This is a genomic window from Brevibacterium sp. p3-SID960, from assembly GCF_025144725.1.
GTDB lineage: Bacteria > Actinomycetota > Actinomycetes > Actinomycetales > Brevibacteriaceae > Brevibacterium.
The window spans coordinates 89,728-110,075 of sequence record NZ_JALXKS010000004.1 but is presented as its reverse complement, the minus strand read 5'-3'; the positions used below and the strand labels follow the sequence as shown (position 1 = coordinate 110,075).

General features: G+C 61.7%; 20 protein-coding genes and 1 pseudogene. 19 read left to right on the top strand and 2 right to left on the bottom strand.

All coding sequences use genetic code 11. The annotated features are described in order from the left end of the window. Together M3B11_RS02260 and M3B11_RS02255 are read left to right on the top strand one after the other, a co-directional pair. Positions 1-344: pseudogene (locus M3B11_RS02260) on the top strand (hypothetical protein); the annotation flags it as partial. 62 nt (positions 345-406) lie between these two features. Further along, positions 407-1,597: an FAD-binding oxidoreductase gene (locus M3B11_RS02255; protein ID WP_259875101.1), complete on the top strand. Its 1,191-nt coding sequence runs from the start codon at positions 407-409 to the stop codon at positions 1,595-1,597. 185 nt (positions 1,598-1,782) lie between these two features. Here the strand turns inward: M3B11_RS02255 and M3B11_RS02250 are convergent, their stop codons facing one another. Next, positions 1,783-2,154, bottom strand: a complete 372-nt coding sequence (locus tag M3B11_RS02250; RefSeq protein WP_259875099.1) for a hypothetical protein — start codon at positions 2,152-2,154, stop codon at positions 1,783-1,785. 36 nt (positions 2,155-2,190) lie between these two features. Then, on the bottom strand, positions 2,191-3,864 hold the full coding sequence (locus M3B11_RS02245) for a DUF885 domain-containing protein (protein ID WP_259875097.1): 1,674 nt from the start codon (positions 3,862-3,864) through the stop codon (positions 2,191-2,193). Between the two features lie 160 nt (positions 3,865-4,024). Here M3B11_RS02245 and M3B11_RS02240 point away from each other — a divergent pair, with 160 nt between their 5' ends. The 17 genes from M3B11_RS02240 (at position 4,025) to fabG (ending at position 20,303) form a co-directional block, all read left to right on the top strand. After that, positions 4,025-4,195: a hypothetical protein gene (locus tag M3B11_RS02240; RefSeq protein ID WP_259875095.1), complete on the top strand. Its 171-nt coding sequence runs from the start codon at positions 4,025-4,027 to the stop codon at positions 4,193-4,195. Between the two features lie 66 nt (positions 4,196-4,261). After that, positions 4,262-5,455, top strand: a complete 1,194-nt coding sequence (locus tag M3B11_RS02235; protein ID WP_259875093.1) for an MFS transporter — start codon at positions 4,262-4,264, stop codon at positions 5,453-5,455. Next, positions 5,452-6,657, top strand: a complete 1,206-nt coding sequence (locus M3B11_RS02230; protein WP_259875091.1) for an MFS transporter — start codon at positions 5,452-5,454, stop codon at positions 6,655-6,657. Before M3B11_RS02235 ends, M3B11_RS02230 begins: the two co-directional genes overlap by 4 nt. Positions 6,658-6,899: 242 nt before the next feature. After that, entirely contained in the window at positions 6,900-9,011 is a 2,112-nt protein-coding gene (locus M3B11_RS02225; protein ID WP_259875089.1) for a M14 family zinc carboxypeptidase, read from the top strand. A 248-nt stretch (positions 9,012-9,259) separates the two neighbouring features. Further along, the gene (locus M3B11_RS02220) at positions 9,260-9,760 is read left to right on the top strand and encodes a MarR family winged helix-turn-helix transcriptional regulator (protein WP_259875087.1); all 501 of its coding nucleotides are present in this window, start codon (positions 9,260-9,262) and stop codon (positions 9,758-9,760) included. After that, entirely contained in the window at positions 9,757-10,899 is a 1,143-nt protein-coding gene (locus tag M3B11_RS02215; RefSeq protein ID WP_259875085.1) for an LLM class flavin-dependent oxidoreductase, read from the top strand. The genes M3B11_RS02220 and M3B11_RS02215 overlap by 4 nt, the downstream gene beginning before the upstream one ends. Next, entirely contained in the window at positions 10,896-11,462 is a 567-nt protein-coding gene (locus M3B11_RS02210) for an NADPH-dependent FMN reductase (RefSeq protein WP_259875083.1), read from the top strand. The genes M3B11_RS02215 and M3B11_RS02210 overlap by 4 nt, the downstream gene beginning before the upstream one ends. Positions 11,463-11,532: 70 nt before the next feature. Beyond that, complete coding sequence (locus M3B11_RS02205) at positions 11,533-11,976, top strand: SgcJ/EcaC family oxidoreductase (protein WP_259875081.1); 444 nt, start codon at positions 11,533-11,535, stop codon at positions 11,974-11,976. 1,096 nt (positions 11,977-13,072) lie between these two features. Continuing rightward, on the top strand, positions 13,073-14,359 hold the full coding sequence (locus M3B11_RS02200) for an aspartate aminotransferase family protein (RefSeq protein ID WP_259875079.1): 1,287 nt from the start codon (positions 13,073-13,075) through the stop codon (positions 14,357-14,359). Between the two features lie 14 nt (positions 14,360-14,373). Beyond that, on the top strand, positions 14,374-16,002 hold the full coding sequence (locus M3B11_RS02195) for an aldehyde dehydrogenase family protein (protein WP_259875077.1): 1,629 nt from the start codon (positions 14,374-14,376) through the stop codon (positions 16,000-16,002). Beyond that, entirely contained in the window at positions 15,999-16,607 is a 609-nt protein-coding gene (locus M3B11_RS02190) for a BMC domain-containing protein (protein ID WP_259875075.1), read from the top strand. Before M3B11_RS02195 ends, M3B11_RS02190 begins: the two co-directional genes overlap by 4 nt. Further along, a complete protein-coding gene (locus tag M3B11_RS02185) occupies positions 16,604-17,134 on the top strand; it encodes a hypothetical protein (protein ID WP_259875073.1) in 531 nt (176 codons plus the stop codon). Before M3B11_RS02190 ends, M3B11_RS02185 begins: the two co-directional genes overlap by 4 nt. After that, complete coding sequence (locus M3B11_RS02180) at positions 17,131-17,427, top strand: EutN/CcmL family microcompartment protein (RefSeq protein ID WP_259875071.1); 297 nt, start codon at positions 17,131-17,133, stop codon at positions 17,425-17,427. The genes M3B11_RS02185 and M3B11_RS02180 overlap by 4 nt, the downstream gene beginning before the upstream one ends. Positions 17,428-17,475: 48 nt before the next feature. Continuing rightward, on the top strand, positions 17,476-17,757 hold the full coding sequence (locus M3B11_RS02175; RefSeq protein WP_259875069.1) for a BMC domain-containing protein: 282 nt from the start codon (positions 17,476-17,478) through the stop codon (positions 17,755-17,757). A gap of 53 nt (positions 17,758-17,810) precedes the next feature. Beyond that, entirely contained in the window at positions 17,811-18,461 is a 651-nt protein-coding gene (locus M3B11_RS02170) for a hypothetical protein (protein ID WP_259875068.1), read from the top strand. Then, complete coding sequence (locus M3B11_RS02165; RefSeq protein ID WP_259875066.1) at positions 18,451-19,482, top strand: phosphotransferase enzyme family protein; 1,032 nt, start codon at positions 18,451-18,453, stop codon at positions 19,480-19,482. The genes M3B11_RS02170 and M3B11_RS02165 overlap by 11 nt, the downstream gene beginning before the upstream one ends. 41 nt (positions 19,483-19,523) lie before the next feature. Continuing rightward, a complete protein-coding gene (gene fabG, locus M3B11_RS02160) occupies positions 19,524-20,303 on the top strand; it encodes a 3-oxoacyl-ACP reductase FabG (RefSeq protein ID WP_259875065.1) in 780 nt (259 codons plus the stop codon). The last annotated feature ends 45 nt before the right edge of the window (positions 20,304-20,348 follow it).

The following is a 20,348-nucleotide window of genomic DNA, read 5'->3' as shown; positions in this document are numbered from 1 at the left end:
CCCTGGCCTCCTCACCCCACCCCGGCCACAACCTGGATGCCGTGCTCGCTGACGGCCGCAACCGCCGGCAGGCGATCCGCGAAGCGCTGTCGACCCTGGCAGCGCTGAGCCTGACAGCCCGCCCAGCCCGTTCGAGCCTTATGGCCGCCACAGGTGCGCACACGGCCTCCGCGCCCGAGGCGCCGGCTGGCTCCGTGCCCACCGTCCCCGACCTGGGCGACCGGGTGATCGCCGACCAGCTCGTCGTCCTGCTCCTCGACTGCGCACCGGAATACGGCGCCAACCCAGCGGTCACCGAGAAGGCCCGCGACATCGCCGTGCAGTTGCGCCGGGAGCTCGCCTGACCTGCCGAGCGTGACGACAGCCCTGCCTGCCGTCAGCGATGGTGACGTGACAGACTGACTCCATGACTCGCGTGATTGTCATCGGAGCAGGGATCATCGGCTTGGCCACCGCCTACCAGCTCGCCCAGCGCGGCGCGGAGGTCACCGTCCTCGACCGCTCAGGTGTGGCCGCCGGTGCCAGCTGGGGCAACGCCGGATGGGTGTGCCCTGGCCTCGCCACACCCCTGGCCGCACCCGGTGGTTGGCGGCATGGCATCGACGCCGTGACGAAGCCGCACGCCCCGCTCACCTTCTCCCGCGTCACCCCAGCACTCACCGTGTTCCTGGCGAAGTTCGCCTCGCACATGACCGAACGCCGTTTCCACGCCGCATTGCGCGACAACGCCGGCTTCGCCCGGCAGGCGCTGCCGGCCTTCGACCGGCTCGCTGAAGCCGGACTCGAAAGCCCGGTCCACCGAGCCGACTACACGATCGGGGCGGAGGACAACGACACGATCGTGAGGTTCGATCTCGAACTCGACGCCATCGCTGAGCTCGGCATCGACGTCGGCAGCTACCGCATCGACCCGGCCACTGAGCCGTACTTCTCCGAGCGCATCACCGCAGCCCTGAGTGTCACCGGCCAGGCCTACATCGACCCAGGGGAGTACTGCCGGGCGCTGGCCGGACTCGCCGAGCGGGCCGGCGTGCAGATCATCACCGACGCCGAGGTGGTCGCGGGCCATGCAGGCCGCGACTCCGTCAGCGTCGTCGACCGCGCTGGTCGTGCCTTCACCGCCGATGAGCTCGTGGTTGCCGCCGGCGCGTGGTCTGATGACGTGTTGAGAACCGTCTGCGGGAGAGGCGCAGCCACGGGCCAGGCCAGCGGCCGCGGCTATTCATTCACCGTCGACGCCGACCCGTCGCACCTGCCTGATGGTCCGGTCTATCTGCCTGCCCAGCGCGTCGTCCTCACCCCCTACCAGGACGCGATCCGCGTGGCCGGCACGATGGAGTTCGCCGACCCCGACGCTCCACCTCGCCCTGGCCGCATCGAGGCGATCATCGCCCAGATCTCGCCGCTGCTGGACGGCATCGACCTGACCGACACCCGTGACCATTGGGTGGGCCCACGCCCGGTCAGCACCGATGGCCGGCCCGTCACCCGCCGCATCGGCAACCGCGTCACCGCCGCCACCGGCCACGGCATGTGGGGCGTGGTCTTCGGCCCGATCACCGGGGAGGTCGTCGCCGAGCAGCTGCTCGGGTCCTGACGGTTAAGCTCTGTCGATTCCACACGAAAAGCACATGATTGAACCGATCCGCGTGCATTTCGTGCAGACTCGACGGGTCCGGATTCCTCACGAAATGCACACACCGTCACCTGCTGCCCCGCAAAGCAGCGGGGCCGGCCAGCTGTCTCCACCTGACCGGCCCGAAAGCTCAGCATCCGCACGGCTCAGCGCGGAACGTCGATGCAGTAGCTGCGCACGTCCTTGATCTTGGCCGTCTTCGACGTGCTCGCGAATCGGAATGCGTGGCTGAACCCGATCCGCCCCTTCTCCGTGTCGAGGAATCCGTCGCAGGACGCCAATCGACCGTGGGTGATGATCGATGTCACCTCCAGATGTGTCGCCGCATCTGACGGACACACGTGCAGGGCTGCATCCTCACCGTTGTGCTCGGTTGTGCCGACGAGTGTCCAGGTGGCATCGTCTGTCAGCCATTCCGCCAGCGCCTCGGCGTCGCCTTTCGCCCAGTTCGTGACGACATCAGTGACAACGCCGATGCGCGGCGCGTTGCCGCAGTCGGTCGGGAGCGTGGTCTTCATCGATCTCGCAGTCCTTCCGAGAGGTGACCTTCGACGTTACACCAGCGCCCGCCGCAGCGTATCGAGCCCGACCGAGCCCACGGCCAGTGCCCTGGCGTGGAAGTCCTTGAGGCTGAACGACGCGCCGGCCTGTGCCTTCGCCTCGTCGCGGATCTCCTCCCACAGCCGCTGACCGATCTTGTAGCTCGGCGCCTGACCCGGCCAGCCGAGGTAGCGGTTGAGCTCGAAGGCGAGGAAGCTGCGGTCCATGGCGACATTGTCGGTGAGGAACTGCCAGGCCTTCTTCGCATCCCACGTGCCGCCACCCACCGACTCAGGCGCATCCAGCTTAAGATGCACACCCAGGTCGACGCATACGCGGGCGGCACGCAGCCGCTGCGAGTCGAGCATGCCCATGTAGTCACCGGGGTCGTCGAGGAACCCGAGGTCGGCCATGAGCCGTTCGGCGTAGAGCGCCCAGCCCTCACCGTGTCCGGAGACCCAGCAGGCGTGCCGGCGCCAGTCGTTGAGCTGCTCCTTGAGATACGTCGCCTGCCCGATCTGCAGGTGATGGCCCGGCACACCCTCGTGATAGACGGTCGTCTTCTCCTGCCATGTTGAGAAGGTCTGCGTGCCGGCAGGCACCGACCACCACATGCGGCCAGGCCGTGAGAAGTCATCTGTCGGACCGGTGTAGTAGATCCCGCCGGTCCCATCGGGCAGCACCATGCACTCGATCGTGTGCAGCGGCTCGGGGATCTCGAAGTGCTCCTTCGACAGCTCGCGGGTTGCCTCATCAGCGGTGGCCTGCATCCACTCGCGCAGCGCATCAAGCCCGTGCAGCTGCCGGGAGGGATCCTCATCAAGCGCCTTCATCGCCGCGAACACGTCATCACCGGGGGAGACCTGGGCTGCGATCTTCTCCTGTTCGGAGTGGATCTGCGCCAGCTGGTCGAGACCCCACTGGTAGGTCTCCTCGAAGTCGATGTCTGCACCCAGGAACGTCCGGCTGTGCAGTTCGTACTCCTCGCGGCCGCACGCATCGTCGCTGCCGGCGTGCGGGGCGATCTCTGTGCGCAGGAACTGTGCGAGCTCGCCGTAGGCTGATCGTGCCTGCTCGGCACCTTCCTGCAGGGCGGCAGCAAGTGCTTCTGGGACCGAGGCGCCGGTGATAAGGGCATCGAAGTGCCCGCCGGGTTTGGCGGTCTCCTCAGCCTGCTTGGCGGCTTCGGTCACCTGGCGGATCGCAGCGACCCGGCCCTGTTCGCGACCGGCGGTCAGTGACTCGCGGTAGCCGTCGAGCGCCTCGGGCACCGACGAGAGCTTCGCGGCGATGTGCTCCCAGTCTCCTTCCGAGCCGGTGGGCATGAGGTCGAAAACGTCGCGGATCTGCTGGACGGGGGAGGTGATGACGTTGATATCGCCTAGGTGATAGCCGCGTTCGACGGTCTGGATGTCGAGCTCCAGGCGCTCGTGCATCGCATCAATGGTCACCCGGTCGGTGTCGTCGAGGGTCTCGGCGGCGGCCACGGCCTGGTCGAGGGCGGACAGGGTGTTCCTGGCGAGGTCCGCGCGGCGCTGGGCACCGGCGGGGGAGTAGTCATCGAGTTCGTCGATCCGGCCGTCGACTCCCAGCGAGACGCGGAACGAGGGGCTCATATCGAGCAGGCGGGCAACATAGTCATTCGCGACGGCGTCGATGCCGCTGGTGGGGCGTGAAAGCTCTGTCATGGCCACCACCTTAACGCCCAAATCGGCCGCCGCCAGGTCAAGCTCCCCACAAGATCCGCCGCTGCTGAGGCGGTGATCGTGTCCGTATGGCGGGTGTCATGTGAATGACGCACCGAACGCTTGTTAGAGTCCTTTTACATCAGCTTCGAAGGAGATGCTCATGGTTTGCCCTCCACCGTTGGTGGCGGCCTCACCAGCGCAGGGCTCGTCGTCCTCGCCGGCTGCGCGCCTGGGGCACTTCCGTACGTCGTGGTGCTCAGTCTGGCGATCGCTGTTCTCGGTGTTCCCGCAGATCGTCACCTGGCTGCCCGAGGTGCTCTACAGTGATTAGGCCGCCGAGCAGGAGTGCGGGCGCAGGCGGCAGATGAGACAGCAGTGATGGAAGGGAGGGAGGCGCGTGGCAGAGCCGAGGCTCTGGTCGAAGGACTTCACCGTCGCGATCATCGCCGCCGTGTTCCTGTCCTTCGTCTTCTATCTGCTCATCACCACGATGGCCGGCTACGCCGTCATCCGCTTCGCCGCCTCCGACTCCGCCGCCGGTCTGGCCTCCAGCTCGTTCGTCCTCGGCGCGGTCGCCGCCCGCATGTTCGTCGGCACCATGCTCGACACCCTCGGTCGTTACCGGGTGCTCATCACCGCCTTCACCCTCTCCGCTGTGGCCGGTGCCCTGTATCTGCCGGCTGACTCGCTGCCGCTGCTGCTGGCGGTCCGGTTCATCCACGGCGCGGTGTTCGGCGCCGGGCACACCGCCATCATGGCTGCTGTCCAGGACATCATCCCGCCGTCTCGCCGTGCAGAGGGCACCGGCTACTTCGGCACCTCGACGACCCTGGCGGCAGCGCTCGGCCCACTGATCGCGATCATCGTCGTACGCGACTACGGCTACCACTGGCTGTTCATCACCTCCCTGGCCTTCACGGTGCTCGGGTTGGTCGTGATCCTGTTCCTGCGCGTACCCGAACGCGCCGCCCATGAGCGCGAGCTGCTGAGCTGGCGCAGCTTCCACCCGGTGCGCCTGTTCGACCCCTCGGGCCTGCTCATCGGCTCGGCAGTGCTCACCGCCGGTGTCGCCTACTCCTCGGTCATGACCTTCCTGACCACCTACACGACGAGCATCTGCATCGCCGATGCCGCCCCTGCGTTCTTCCTCGCCTTCGCCGGCTCCTCACTCATCGCCCGGCTCACCCTCGGCCGCATCCAGGACAGCTACGGTGACAACATCGTCGTCTACCCGCTGTACGCCTCGTTCTTCACCGCGATGGTGCTCATCGCCGTCGTCCCCCAGATGTGGACGATCATTCTCGCCGGCGTGCTCGGCGGGGTGGGCTTCGGCACGCTCATGTCCTCAACCCAGGCGATCACCATCCGCCGCGCCGGGCCCACCCGCGTGGGTGTGGCGACCTCGACGTACTTCTTCATGATCGACATCGGCTTCGGGCTGGGACCGGTCGCCCTCGGTGCGCTCATCGCAGCGACCTCGTTCACTACGATGTACGCTGTCGCTGCGCTGCTGGTGGGCGTCAGCGGAGTGCTCTACTGGCTGGTCCACGGACGGTTCGCCGCGCCCGAGGCGGGGGGAGTGCGTCCATGACAGCGCACCCTGGCGCTGGGGCGAGTGCCGCCGCACCGCAGCCGCTGTGGACCGGTCAGTTCCTGCTGGCCTTCGGGATCAACTTCGTCCTCTCCATCTCCTTCTATGTGCTCATCACCTCGATGGCCGGTTACGCCGTCACCGAATTCGGCGCCGGCTCCTCGGTCGCCGGACTGACGGCCAGCGCCTTCATCATCGGTGCGACCGTGGCGCGCATCATCGCCGGGAAGTACCTTGACTTCGTCGGCCGGAGGATCTCGACGATCGCCGCGCTCGTGTTATTCGTGATGTCCGCTGTGGCGTACGTATTCGCCGATCAGATCTGGGTGGTCATCGTCATCCGGCTCATCCATGGGGCGGCTTTCGGCTGGGGGTCGAACACCATCACGGCGGTTGCCCAGTGGCTCATCCCGCAGTCGCGGCGGTCTGAGGGGACGGGTTATTTCGGCACTTCGACGACTCTGTCGGCCGGTCTGGGGCCGTTCCTTGCCGTGTGGCTGTCGGGGGCATACGGGTACACGGCCGTGTTCATCATGTGTGCCGGGTTCTCTGTCGTCGGCGTGGTCTTCAGCCTGCTGCTGCGCCCAGCTGAGCGGGCGGTGACGCCGGAGGAACGGGCGCTGAAGTGGCGGCTGAGCCTGGGTACGATCATCGACTACCGCAGTGTGCGAATTGCAACCGTCATGCTGCTGGCCGGGCTGTCGTATTCAGTTGTGCTGGCCTTCCTCCAGACCTTCGCGAACGAAGAGGACTTCGGTTCGGCGGCCAGCGTGTTCTTCATGGTGTTCTCGGTCGCGATGCTGCTCGGCCGGCTGTTCGTCGGACGGCTGCAGGACGCCTACGGCGACAATGTCGTCGTCTCCCCGCTCATCGTCAGCTTCACTCTCAGCCTCGTCGGTATCGGTCTGGCTCCGGCTGGCTGGGTCCTCATCACCGCTGCGATCCCGGCCGGGCTGGGCTTCGGTTCGCTCTTTCCCAGTATCCAGGCCATCGCCGTCACCCTGGCCGGGCCCGCCCGGGCAGCGCTGGCGGTCTCGACGTTCTTCATCTTCCTCGACGTCGGCACCGGGCTGGGGCCGGTCATGCTCGGAGCGCTCACCCCGGCCATCGGGCTGCGCGGAGTCTACCTCGTCGCTGCAGGGCTGATGGTCGTAGCCCTTGTGCTGTACTGGCTGTTCCACGGGCGTCGCCAGCGCACATAGGCCAGCGGCCGTGGGCTAACAGGGCCCGATTCGACGCTGACGAGAACTTCTGTGATGACCGCACTGTCTGAAGGCCGTCGAAGGCAGAGTCGCGCACCACTTTGCCACTGAGTCTCTCACCAGCACATATGACAGATTCTTAGCAACTTCGACCCCGAAACTGTGAAGAATGTCATAGAATTCTGTATGGCTGATCCCGGGCATCGATGATCCGGGCGTGCTCAACGAAGAGAAAGTCACCCATGAAGAACACCTTGCATCGTCTTGGCGCCGGCACGGCCGTCGCCGCCCTTCTAGCCTCCGCCAGTGCCGGCGCGGCCTTCGCCGCTCCCGCCGGTGACGTGCTGCTGCTGACAGTTCCGGCCGATGACGTCGAGGCGGCCTCTGAGACGCTCGGCGATCTCGACATCGTCAGCGCTGAAGGCGACAATGTCATCGTCCTCGGCGATCAGGACCTCGCCGACGAACTGGAGAAGACCGGAGCCTCGGTCACCGTCGAAAACTACGCCGACTCCCTGGGCACCCGCCCTGCCAGCGCACAGCCGGCCGCACCCGCCCCGGTGCCGGCCAAGCTCAATGCCGCTGACTACGACACGTTCTTCAACGGCTATCGCACCACCAGTGCCTATGCGCAGTTCGCCAAGGACCTCGCATCCCAGTACCCAGAGCTCGTCCAGCACGTCGACTACGGAGACACCTTCCTCAAGCAGCAGGGCCAGGGCGGGCACGACCTCGTCGCGGTGCGCATCACCGCCGACGTCGCCGACCAGCCCGAGTACGCCGACGGGCAGGACGGCAAGCCGCGGTTCTTCCTCGGCGCGCAGACGCACTCGCGTGAGATCATCACCAGCGAGATGGCCTGGCGCTTCGCCACCGAGCTCATCGACGGCTACGGCACCGACGCGCAGATCACCTCGCTGCTCGACTCGACCGAGGTGTGGGTGAGCTTCCAGCACAATCCCGACAGCATCGACGTCGTGGAGCAGGCCTTCGCAGATGGCGTCGACACGACACCGGCCGGTGACGGCAATCCGAACTCCGCCTCAAAGGCCTGGCAGCGCAAGAACCAGAACACCGCAGGGTTCGAAGACACCGGTGGGCCCTGGTCACGCAGCCAGCCCGGCATCGACCTCAACCGGAACTGGCCCTACGGCTGGGGCGGCGCGTCAACGAGCTCCGATCCGAGCAGCGTCCTCTACAAGGGAACCGCACCGGCGTCCGAACCCGAGGTGGCAGCGCTCAAGGACCTGCTCGAAGATCTCTACGGCACCTACGACGTTGAGACGACGACCGCTGCGCCGGATGAGCGGGCCGGCACCTATATTCACCTGCATTCGTATTCTGACCTCATCCTCTATCCGTATGGTTTCGACAACACGGCAAACGTCCCCAACGCCGACGCTCTGATCGCCGGTGCCTTCCGGCAGTCGTTCGGCAACGACTATGCCACCGGTGCGCCCGGTGACGTGCTGTACAACGCCTCGGGCGGTGACTTCGACTACGCCTACGGCAAACTCGGCGTACCCGGCTACGTCTACGAGATCGGCACCGCTCGCGAAGGCGGTTTCTTCCCCGGTTTCCAGCGCGCCGATGACTACTGGCAGAAGGTCCAGCCTGGTCTGCGCTTCGCCGCTGAGGCCGCCTACGAGCCCTACACCGCCTCGCTTGGCGGTGTCGTGTCCGAACTGACAGCTGAGCGTCAGGACGACGGGTCCATCATCGTCACCGGCACAGCAACCGATGACGCCTATGGCCAGGACGCAGGGTCGGCTGCGCGCCGGCCGGCAGTCACACAGATCGACGATGTCGAGATCCAGGCCGCGGTCGACCGCACCGCCCTTGATGCCGGGGAGTCCACCGGTCCAGGCGAGGCTGCCGTTCCCGAGGCGGGGGAGACCGTCGACTTCGAGGCCACCATTGCTAAGGAAGGCTCGGAACAGGCCAGGTTCGTCTTCGCGCGGGCGCGGAACGGCTCCGGCGAGTACGGTCCGTGGCAGGCGGTCTTCGTCGATCCCGTAGAGGAGGATGAAGCACCAGAGCCGACCGACGAACCGTCGCCGGATCCTGAGCCCACCGCGGACCCGACCGCCGACCCGACCGCAACTCCGACAGGCGAGCCATCCGCCGATCCCAGCGAGGACTCGACGAGTGGGCCCACTGACGCACCGCGCGACGATGACGGCAAGCGCGACGATAACGGCAAGCGCGACGACGACGATGCGTCACGCGATCAGGATCGCGACGACCGATCCCAGCTGCCGCGCACCGGCGCCGGACTCTGGCCGCTGGCCGCAGGCGCAGCGCTGCTCGCCGCCGGAGGACTCGGCGTGTGGGCCTCGCGGAGGCGGAGCTGACACACACCGGCACCCACAGCTGACATGTAATCGGCACGTGGACTGAGCTGGCAGACAGAGACGCACGGGAGGGTGTGAAGAAGGCGAATCGTCTTCCTCACACCCTCCCGTGGCGTGTCTGTCCTTCCACCAGCATGGCACGCCGTCTGATGGCGCCGGGTGCCGAGGATTTTGCGCCCGCATCAGTTGCGAGGTAAAGTGAACCATCGCTTGACAGGTCAACTGATCGTGTGGATGGGGAGGCGAGGATGGATCGGCCACTGGGTCTGATGATCTGGCTGCGGATGGCTCGATTCGTTCAGCGCAGCAACTGCATCTCCAATGAGTACCTCTCACAGGCCGGAGTGACCATTGCGCAGTTCGAGGCGTTGAGCCACGTGCGCGCCTACCAGCCGGTGACGCAGACCGATCTCGCTAAAGGTTTGACCGTCAGCGTCGGCGGTGTCTCACGGATGCTCAGCCGACTCGAAGAAGCCGGGCTCATCGAACGCACCCAGGAGTGGAAGACGAAGTACATCTCCCTCACTAAGGCAGGTGAGGCGCTGCTGAGCTCGGTCTACCCCGGGCAGGTGGCGCTGCAGGCTTCGATGTTCGACGACGTGCTCGACGCCGATGAACAACGACAGCTCTATGCGCTGATGCGCAAAGTTCACCGCAACAGCCTGCACAAGCAGACCCCGGTCGGATTCGACCCAGCCGAGGCGGCAGCGTCCGGCTCCACGCACAGCACCACGGAGAAGACGCAATGACCGACGACACTAGCACCAACGCCACCACTTTGATGCACGATGCAGCCAGTGCTGCAGACACGATGGCCGAGTACGGCATCAACCCGAACGAAGGTCTCCAGTTCGGCATGTACTCCCTCGGTGACCACTTGCCCAACCCGTGGGCAGAGGGCCGACGCATCAGCGCCGGTGAGCGCGTACGTGAGTTCGTCGCCTACGCAAAGGCCGCCGAGCAGGCCGGCTTCGATGTGTTCAGCCTGGGGGAGAGCCACCAGGAGTTCTTCGCCTCGCAGGCCCACGCCGTCATCCTCGGCGCGATCGCGCAGGCGACCGAGACGATCAAGGTCTCCAGCTCCTCGACAATCCTCAGCACCTCGGACCCGGTTAGGGTCTACGAGAACTTCGCCACCATCGACCTGCTCTCTGAAGGTCGCGCTGAGATCGTCGCCGGCCGCGCCTCACGGGTGGGCCTGTTCGAACTGCTCGGCTACGATCTGAAGGACTACGAGGAGCTGTTCGAAGAGAAATTCGATCTGCTGCGCCAGATCAACCGCGAACGGGTCGTCAACTGGTCAGGTCAGTTCCGTGCCGACCTCAGGGACGCCGAGGTGCTGCCGCGGCCGCAGGCAGGTTCGATGCCGATCTGGCGTGCCGTCGGTGGTACACCCGCCAGCGCCGTCAAGGCCGGCCTTTCCGGCGCCCCGATGGTGATGGCCCACCTCGGCGGGCCGATCGCAGCGTTCCAGCAGACGATCGACTCCTACCGAGCCGCAGCCGAGCACAACGGCTACGACCCGGCCACCCTCCCGGTGGCCACCGCCGGATTCTTCTACGTCGCGGACACCTCACAGCAAGCGCTGCAGGAGTTCTACCCACATGTGAACGAAGGGATGTTCCGCACCAATGGGCGTGGGATGGCCAAGCAGCTGTTCGCACAGAGCACCGACCCGCGCAGCATCATGAACATCGGCAGCCCACAGCAGGTCATCGAGAAGATCCTCTACCAGCACGAAGCGTACGGACATCAGCGCTTCCTCGGGCAGATCGACTTCGGTGGCGTGCCCTTCGACCGCGTGATGCGGAATCTGGAGGTCATCGGCACCGAGATCATCCCGGCAGTCAAGAAGCACACCGCACGACAGGAGGCCGCCCAGGCATGAAGATCGTTGGACTCTCAGGCTCGACCGTCGGTGCGACCACGCGCACGGCGATGAACTACGCGCTGGCCGCGATCGGCCGGCTTGACCCGGAGATCGAAACGCAGCTCATCGACCTCGCCGACTATGACGTGCAGTTCTCCGACGGCCGTGACTACATCGAATACACAGGCGACACCCGCACCCTTGCTGAGGCGCTCATGAGTGCGGATGCGATCATCATCGGCAGCCCGATCTTCCAGGCTTCCATCCCGGGAGCGTTGAAGAACGTCTTCGATCTGCTGCCGGTCAGCGCCTTCGAGGAGAAGGTGGTCGGCATCATCATGACGGCCGGGTCGCCGAAGCACTACCTGGTAGCCGAACACCAGCTGCGTCCCATCCTGACGTATATGAAGGCACAAGTCGTGCAGAGCTACGTGTTCGTCGAAGCCATGGACGTCTACCGCGGTGAGATCATCAGCGGCGACGTCACCTTGCGCATCGACCGCCTCGTCGAAGACACCGCCGAGCAGACTCGCGTGGCCTCCCAGATGCGCGCCGAACGCGAAGCCGCCTATGCGTTCTAGCGCGAAGTGCCTCGCACAGACGACCTGTCGCGTTGAACGATGAGCGGCGTATCGAAGAATGAAGGGAACGATGATGCACCAGCCTGAGGATGTCGTACGGTGCTGGGAAGCCGCCTGGAACAGCGCCGACGCCGAGGCGCTGGCCGGGCTGTTCGCCGAAGATGCGGAGTTCGTCAACGTGGTCGGGCTGTGGTGGCATGATCGCGACCGGATCCGTGAGGCGCACGCTTACGGCTTCTCGACGATCTTCCCCGGTTCGACGATCACGATGGGGAGACCTCGGGTGCGGATGATCGGTGATCGCGCTGCCACTGTGCACAGCCAGTGGCGGCTGTGCGGCCAGGTCTCGCCTGGCGGTGAGCCGGCAGATGAGCGCGAAGGCATCTTCACCTTCGTGCTCGAACGCCGCGAGGACGGGTGGATCACTGTGGCTGCGCAGAACACCGATATCGTGCGCGGAGCTGAGACCCATATCAGCACGGGCGGAACGCGTGAGAGCATCTCGTACCGTTGACTGGCCTGCGCAGTCTGAACTACGGACTCAGATGGTGAAGCGGCTCGTCACTACTATCTAGGTCTGATCAATCCAGACGCAGCGCCCGCTTCTGTCCATTTGAACGTTGATTGAGCGGATTTACGTTAAGACTCGTCATTACCTACCTGCCTGTTGAAGCCTTTGAAGACTATTAATGCTCGCTTCAACTGAACTGTTTAAGGATGACGATTATTGGTTGAATAACTTCTGGCGACGTCCCGTCGACTGCGCCTTCATCGAAACAGTGGGGGCTCAGCGAAACTGACTTAGGCTGCTACCAGACTATTGATCTGAGACGTTTCCTCGGCGTTTGTCCGATAGGGACTTCAAATCCGGTAGGTCGGTTGAACCATTACGTTCTTCAGTGTCGTCAAGTACGACGCGTCCTATTACCTCATACTTCTGAGGAGCGAATCTCTTTGCGTAGAGAGCGAAACCAATTCCAGCGACTCCGAATATCTAGGCCTAAGTGGCTACTGACAAAGCTGTGCGCGAAAAAGCTGAAAATTCCAACGAGTGAAGCTTCGAAGACGACGTAGGCCAGGGTCGTTAGAGCACCGGCTCCCATGCCGACAAGACGTCCGAGGCCGTGGGAGACGAATCCGTAGAACGCCCCTGTAGCGGTGATGTGCTTTGCCATAGCGGAGTAACCGAGCGCGAAAAGGCTGAGAACTATTGTGGCTACAAGGTACCCGGCTGGCGCGAAGGCTCCGTTACCGAACCCGACAGCAATTGGTACGTTTCCGACCATCGCGGTAATTGGTGTGGCTGTCGCTACGGCCATGAACATGACCCCCATGAGTCCAACAGTTCCAGGCCTCAGCCGCTGAATCTCTGCGGAGGTTTTGCTGTTTTCGAAGGAGCCGCCATTTGACGAAGTGGATTGAGCTGGCATAAGTACCTCCCTGCACGAGGTGTGCGACGTGAGCGGCATCACATCATGCAAGCCGATAGTTCCATCGGCCTGCACCGTTGGTAAGACCGTGGTCCAGTTCGGTAGGACCTATTGACAGCAACGGTTTGACCAGGAACACTGGTTAACATCTGGATCTACACCGACTGCGATAGGCACGCGATGCACGAGTACGGACTCTTTAGCTTCGACTCCAAGGATGAGTTCCTTGAGAAGTCGATGCAGTTCTGGAACCCGGACAAGACACAGTTTTGGCAGGATTCGGGAGTGGACCTGGTCATCGATCGGCGTGAAGGGTATCTGCTCTGGGATATGAATGGGCGACGCCTGATTGACGTGCACCTCAACGGAGGAACCTACAATCTAGGACACCGGAATCCTGAAGTGCTGAGCTCCGTGCGCGATGCGATGGGGCATTTCGACATGGGCAATCATCACTTCCCAGCCCTCGCTAGAACAGCGTTGGCCGAGAAGCTTGTCGCTACGGCACCGCCCTCATTGACCAAAGTTGCGTACGCCTCTGGCGGGGGCGAAGCGATAGACATTGCGTTGAAGAGTGCCAGGCATGCCACGCAGCGACGCAAGATCGTTTCAATCGTCAAGGCCTATCACGGACACACCGGACTGGCCTTGGCAACCGGTGACGATCGGTTCTCGAAGCTATTTCTTTCCGATCAGGATAGCGAGTTCCCCCACGTCCCCTTCAACGATTTGGACGCGATGGAGCAGGCATTGCGCGGCCGGGACGTCGCAGCAGTCATCATGGAGACCATCCCGGCGACTTACGGCTTCCCGCTGCCGGACCCCGGGTATCTTGAGGGAGTCAAGAGCTTGTGCGAAAAGTATGGCTCCCTGTACATTGCTGACGAAGTGCAGACCGGTTTGATGCGTACAGGAGAGCTCTGGGGCATTACTAAGCACGGCGTCGAGCCGGATATCCTGGTGACAGGAAAGGGCATTTCCGGTGGTGTGTATCCGATCGCATGCGTTCTGCTCAGCGATAAAGCAGGCGATTGGCTGGAAGTGGATGGTTTCGGCCACATTTCTACCTTTGGTGGTGCGGAGCTAGGTTGCTTTGCTGCTCTCAAGACTCTGGAGATTACTACTCGGCCCGAGGTCCGGTCGATGGTTCATTATTGCGCCGACCTCGTGGGCTCTGTACTCCGCCAGGTTCAGCAGAATCACCCAAATTGGTTCACCGGAATTCGCCAGAACGGCGTTATCTTCGGGCTGGAGTTTAATCATCCAGAAGGAGCAAAGTTCGTGATGCGTGAACTTTACGAACTTGGTGTCTGGGCAATCTTTTCCACTCTGGACCCTCGAGTTCTGCAATACAAGCCGGGAATCCTCATGACTCCGGATCTAACCGAAGAACTCCTTGACCGGACTGCGCTCGCGATTGAACGCGCAGAGCAGTCGGTCGGTTCCAACTCGTGGAAGGCTGCCTAATGATGAGCTTAGACGTGACCCAATCGTTGGCCAGCGACCGCCAGAGCCCGCAGGTGAAAGCTTTCTCTGAAATCAGTCAAGCGGGCCATGCGCTGGAACGAGCTACATGGGCAGCGCGGGAATTCGGCACCTATTCGGCTACAGACATCAATCGAATCGTCTCTGCAGTAGCTGACGCTGCTTCCCGCCACGCAGAGGAATTCGCAAGCGCCACTGTTGACGAAACCGGTTTCGGTGTCGTCGAACATAAAATTCAGAAAAATCTTGCATGCTCAACTGGGTTGCTTGACGAATACGCTGGCGCCGACTTTGTGACGCCGCGAGTGGACAGCGAGAAAAAGGTGCTGGAGATTCCACGCCCGGCAGGTGTCATCTTTGCGCTCGCGCCTTCTACTAATCCCGTGGCCACCGTCTACTTCAAGGTGCTGCTTTCATTGATGACGCGGAACGCAGTCCTCATCAGTCCGCATCCAATGGCAAAAGTAGTTAGCAATCGGGCTGCAGAGATCTTGGCAGAAGCTGCTGTCGGGGCTGGAGCGCCGGATGGTGTGATTCAATCGCTTCCGGAACCCTCCCTTCCGCTCATCGAAGCGGTGATGAAGGACGAACGTACCAAGCTCATCCTTGCAACCGGGGGAACTGCGATGGTGCGGTCCGCGTATAGCTCATCGAATCCTGCGCTTGGTGTGGGTCCGGGTAACGTCCCGGTATTCGTCGATTCGACCGCCGACGTTCGCGCCGCTGCAGCCCATATCGTCGACAGTAAGAAGTTTGACAACTCTGTTCTTTGCACAAACGAATCAGTTCTCATCGCAGAGGATTCAATTGCTGACAGCTTGGTACGGGAAATGTCTCGTCTTGGGGCCCACTTTCTTACGGTTGAGGAATCTAAGAAACTCGCTGACGTCATGTACCCGACCGGCCGCCTCAATTCCGAAGTCGTGGGAAAAGACGCACACGTGATTGCCGGAATGGCGGGGATCAATAGTGGCCCAAAAACCAAAGTCCTGGTCGCACCGATCTCCGCACCGGTGCCGGAAGAGGTCATGACGCATGAGAAACTTGCCCCAGTGCTCGGCTTCCTGCGCGTGACGGATGCTGAACGTGGAATCAGCGCGGCAAGAGCGATTGTAAGGATCGCAGGTGCCGGCCATTCGGCCGCAATCCACTCGACGAACAGCAGAACGATAATGGCGTACGGAGCTGCAGTTCCGGTGCTTCGGATGACCGTGAACGCAGGCAACAGCACTGGCAGTGCCGGACTCGGAACAAGTCTTGCGACCAGTATGACGATTGGCACCGGGTTCGTCGGCCGTAGTGGGGTCGGTGAGAACTTGCAACCGTCACACCTTGTCAACTGGACAAAGGTCGCACACTCCACATTGAGTCAGGACCCAATGCCCAATTATTCGGGGCTCGATCCCTGGAGGTCGCACGATCAGCCAGTTCCCGAGTATCCGGTGGCGTCCAATGCCCAGCGAGACTATAGCGTTGCTGCTCCCACATCTGTCGCCGACGGTGTCATCTCCAAGCTCGGAGCGTCCGCAGACGGAGACCGGATCTCAGCTGTCAGCGATGCTGCGCTCAGGGCCGAAATCCGGCGCCTCGTGGCTCAGGAACTCGCCAACATGAGTAAGGGATGACTATGCCGGAACTTCGTTCGTTTATTTTCATTGATCGGCTGCAGCCGCAGACGATGTGCTATCTGGGGACGTGGATCAAAGGATCCTTACCTACCGCCCACGCGGCCGCACAAATCGTCGAAGTTGCGCCGGGTCTTGACATCGAGCCGCTGACTGACGCGGCATTGAAACACGCGGAGGTCAAAGCGGGAATCCTTGTTGTCGAGCGTCAATTCGGGTACCTGGAGTTCCACGGTGAAACTGGACCGGTACAGGCCGCAGCCGATTCGGTGCTAGACGCGTTGGGAACTACTGCGGCAGCAGCTACTCGCCCCACGATCCTGGCCAGCAAGATCGTGTCTAGCATTGATCACCAGCACGCCTACCTAATCAACCGCAATCGCAAAGGTTCGATGGCGCTGGCTGGAGAATCGCTGTTTGTGCTTGAGGTGCAACCGGCCTCGTATGCGATTTTGGCCACCAACGAGGCCGAGAAGTCGGCCGACATAAAAGTCGTTGATTATCGAATGATCGGCGCGACGGGGCGAGTTTACCTGGCTGGAGAAGAGGCGGACGTTCGTACGGCCGCTGATGCAGCCGAGGACATCTTAAGGAATCTCGGATGAGTATTACGCCTGAACTGCGGCAAATGGTCGTTGAGATCGTACGTGAATCAGTGCGCGACGCAGTCGCTTCGCAGAACCAGACAAGCGTACTCCAGCAGTTGCCAGCTTCGGATGTTCGCGGTCGCGAGGCGAGCTCGGGCACTCTGCTCCTTGCAAGCACGAACGACGACAGGAAGCGAATCGAGAGCGTGCGGATCAAGGACGACCATGACCTGGCGCTGTTCACCCGCAAGCTTCTGGACATGTTTGAGAACCCAAAGCTGCGTGCCGACCTACGAAACGGATGGCTGCGATTCTCGTTGATCGGGGCGTCCATTCCAAGAACCACTTTGGAGGGTAACGGTGGAGCTGACAGGGCCTCCGCCTCGACACTCCGCGTGGAGAAGGGCGCGGTCACAGAAAGGGATGTCAAAGCCGCCGCCGAGGCCGGGATGAATCTACTGCTGGGAAAGAAAGCTGTTGTAACTCCACTAGCTAGAGAACGTGCACGCGTTGCCGGAGTATCCATTGAGAAGGAGCAAGCATGATTCGCGGAACGGTGACAGGCAATGTCTGGTCCACGAAGCAAATCGAAGGAATGCCGCGCGGCGCATTTCTCGAGATCGAGATTGAGGGCAGTTCTTCGTCGATCATAGCGTTCGACGTCTTGGGATCAGGGTTGGGTGAGAACGTACTAATCGCAACCGGGTCCGTCGCCGCAGCGTGGTTTCCGGGTACTCCGCCGCCGATCGATGCTCTAATTATCGGTTCGGTAGATGAAGAAACCGTACGAACTGTTAAGCGAGATCCACAGGCCAAGAAAACATGCGCAAAGAAATAGAGTTTTGGAACACCCTGCTCACATTTAATAACACAAAAGGAGAGAGCAATGGCTAGCAACGCAATCGGAATGATCGAAACTAAGGGATTCGTAGCGGCCCTGGCGGCCGCAGATGCCATGGTCAAGGCAGCCAACGTGAGCATAACCGACCGTCAGGAAGCCGGTGATGGCCTCGTGGCAGTCATCATTAGCGGTGAAGTCGGTGCAGTCAAAGCGGCTACCGAAGCGGGTGCAGAGACGGCGTCGCAGGTGGGTGAACTTGTCAGTGTCCATGTTATCCCGCGTCCTCACAATGAACTCACTCAGCATTTCGACGTGGGAGGAAAGTAACGGGCCGGCGAGATGATTTTCTCGATGGAACGGTACGAATTGGAGGTATTTAAATGAGTTCCGGCAGCTCCCAATCGACGGAATTGCGTGTATACCTGCCCGTGGAAGATCTGCAACCGCAGTTCGCGGCGTATCTAGGTACACCCACGCGCGCCCGCGGATATCCTCCATTTGCCGGCGATCACGCTCTGATCATCGAAGTGGCACCAGCCCTTGCGATCGAGAGGGTGATTGATCTGGCGCTGCGAAAAGTACCCTCCGTCGAACCGGGGATCCTGTTCGTCGAACGGCAGTTCGGGGTTCTCGAAATCCACTCTGAGAATCCGGACGACGTGCGCGCTGCCGGCCAAGCGATTCTAGAGGGCACCGGGACTCAATCGAATCACCAGCTCAAACCTAAAATCCTATATCACGACGTGATCGAGAGTATCAGCGACCAGCATGCCGTGATTCTCAATCGGAATCGCCAAGGGTCGATGGTGCTACCCGGGGAGAGCCTTCTCGTCTATGAAGTAACTCCCGCCCTGTTCGCCGCCGTGGCTGCGAATGAGGCAGAACGCAGCTCACCGAATATCTCAGTGGTCGATGTCCAAATGATTGGAGCTTCGGGGCGCTTGTATCTAAGCGGAGCAACTGAAGACGTTCAGGTGGCGCGCAATCAAATTTCTGCAGTTTTGAACGAGGTTGAAGGCCGTGAGCATTGAGTTACCCAGCAATACGCCCCAGTACCAAACTGAAGAGGAAGCTCGCCGAGACGATGTAGTCTCAGCCGAGGCCCTACAGCATTACGGGCTCTCAGCTCAAGTCGAACACGAGCTGATTTCTTTGTCGGAGAACGCGACGTACCTGGTGAACGATCCGGGGACCGGGCGCACGGGCGTGTTGCGCGTTCATCGTCAGGACTACCATCCGTTGCGAGCGATTCAATCGGAGCTAGATTGGATAACCGCCGTCCGTAGAGACACGGACGTGGCAACGAACATCGTGATTCCCACTGAAGCCGGCGACCGCGTGTACGTCACGAACATAGACGGTGTGGAACGGTACGCTGTGATGTTCGAGGTTATGCCCGGTATTGAGCCCGATCACACGGTTCTGCACGCGACAAGTTTTGAGACCTTAGGCAAGATCACTGGTCAACTGCACCAGCATGCCAAGACCTGGGAACCCCCCGCGGGCTTTCAGCGATTCTCGTGGGACTGGGAGCACACACTAGGTAAGACGCCGAGGTGGGGAAAGTGGGAAGACGGCTTTTCAGTCACACCCGACGATGTTGAAATGTTCGGTAAAGCGGCAGAGCTGATCCGTCAACGCCTGGAAGCCTTTGGCAAGGGCCCTAACCGGTTCGGGCTGACACATGCGGATCTGCGTCTGGCTAACCTGCTCGTAGAAGGTGAGTCGGTCAACGTCATCGATTTCGACGATTGCGGGTACGCCTGGTATCTCTATGATTTTGGCGCGGCGGTGTCGTTCATCGAGGATGATCCTCGAGTACCCGAATGGCAGTCCGCGTGGGTTGAAGGCTATCGGTCAGTTGCCGAACTCTCTGCTGAAGACGAAGAAATGCTAGCCACTTTCGTACTACTGCGCCGCCTATTGCTCGTCGCTTGGATGGGCTCGCACTCCCACAGTCGAGAATGCCAAGAACAGGGCGACAGTTTTACCGTGAATACCCGACCTCTGGTCAGAAGATACTTGGAGTCCAATGGCTCCAGCATTAATTGACGACAACGATGTCGTCTGGTTATAGAATGAAATGAGGATTCGTGTTCGCATCAATTTCCGGTCGATCGGTGATCGTGACCGGCGGTACGCGTGGTATTGGCAAGGGCATCGCAAAGTGCTTTCTCCGTGCGGGATGTAACGTTCTCGTCACTGGACGTGACGAATCGGTAGGCGAAGCTGCTGTGGAAGAGCTTTCGAGCCTCGGTGGTGAGGTCCTCTTCCTTCACGCCGACGTGAGCAGGAAGGAGGACTGCCACCAGATGGCCGATTATGCTATCAAGCAATTCGGTGGCATCGACGTGCTCTGTGCTAACGCCGGAATCTTCCCAACGAGCAAGCTTGCAGAAATGAGCGAGGACGACTTAGACAGAGTCATGTCTGTCAACTTCTCTGGCACAGTGTATTCCGTTATCGCTTGTAAGGACGCACTTGAGAAGTCTGGCCGAGGTCGAGTGATCCTGACCTCATCCATCACAGGTGTGGTCACAGGTTTTCCGGGCTGGTCGCACTACGGGGCCAGTAAAGCTGCTCAGTTGGGGTTCATGCGCACGGCAGCAATGGAGCTTGCCCCAAGCGGTGTAACGGTCAACGCGGTCTTGCCAGGCAACATAGCGACCGAGGGGTTGGACGGCCTTGGAGAAGGTTACCTGCGGCAGATGACCGAAGCTATTCCTCAGGGACGTCTCGGCGACGTCGAAGATATCGGTAACGCGTCCCTCTTCTTCGCGGCCGATGAAGCGGCCTACATTACCGGCCAGGCGTTGATCATCGACGGAGGCCAAATTTTGCCCGAATCCATGGAGGCGCTTCAGGAGATGTGAGTCGGGGCGTTAGAATATGGTCACGGCTACATCGACAGTATAAGT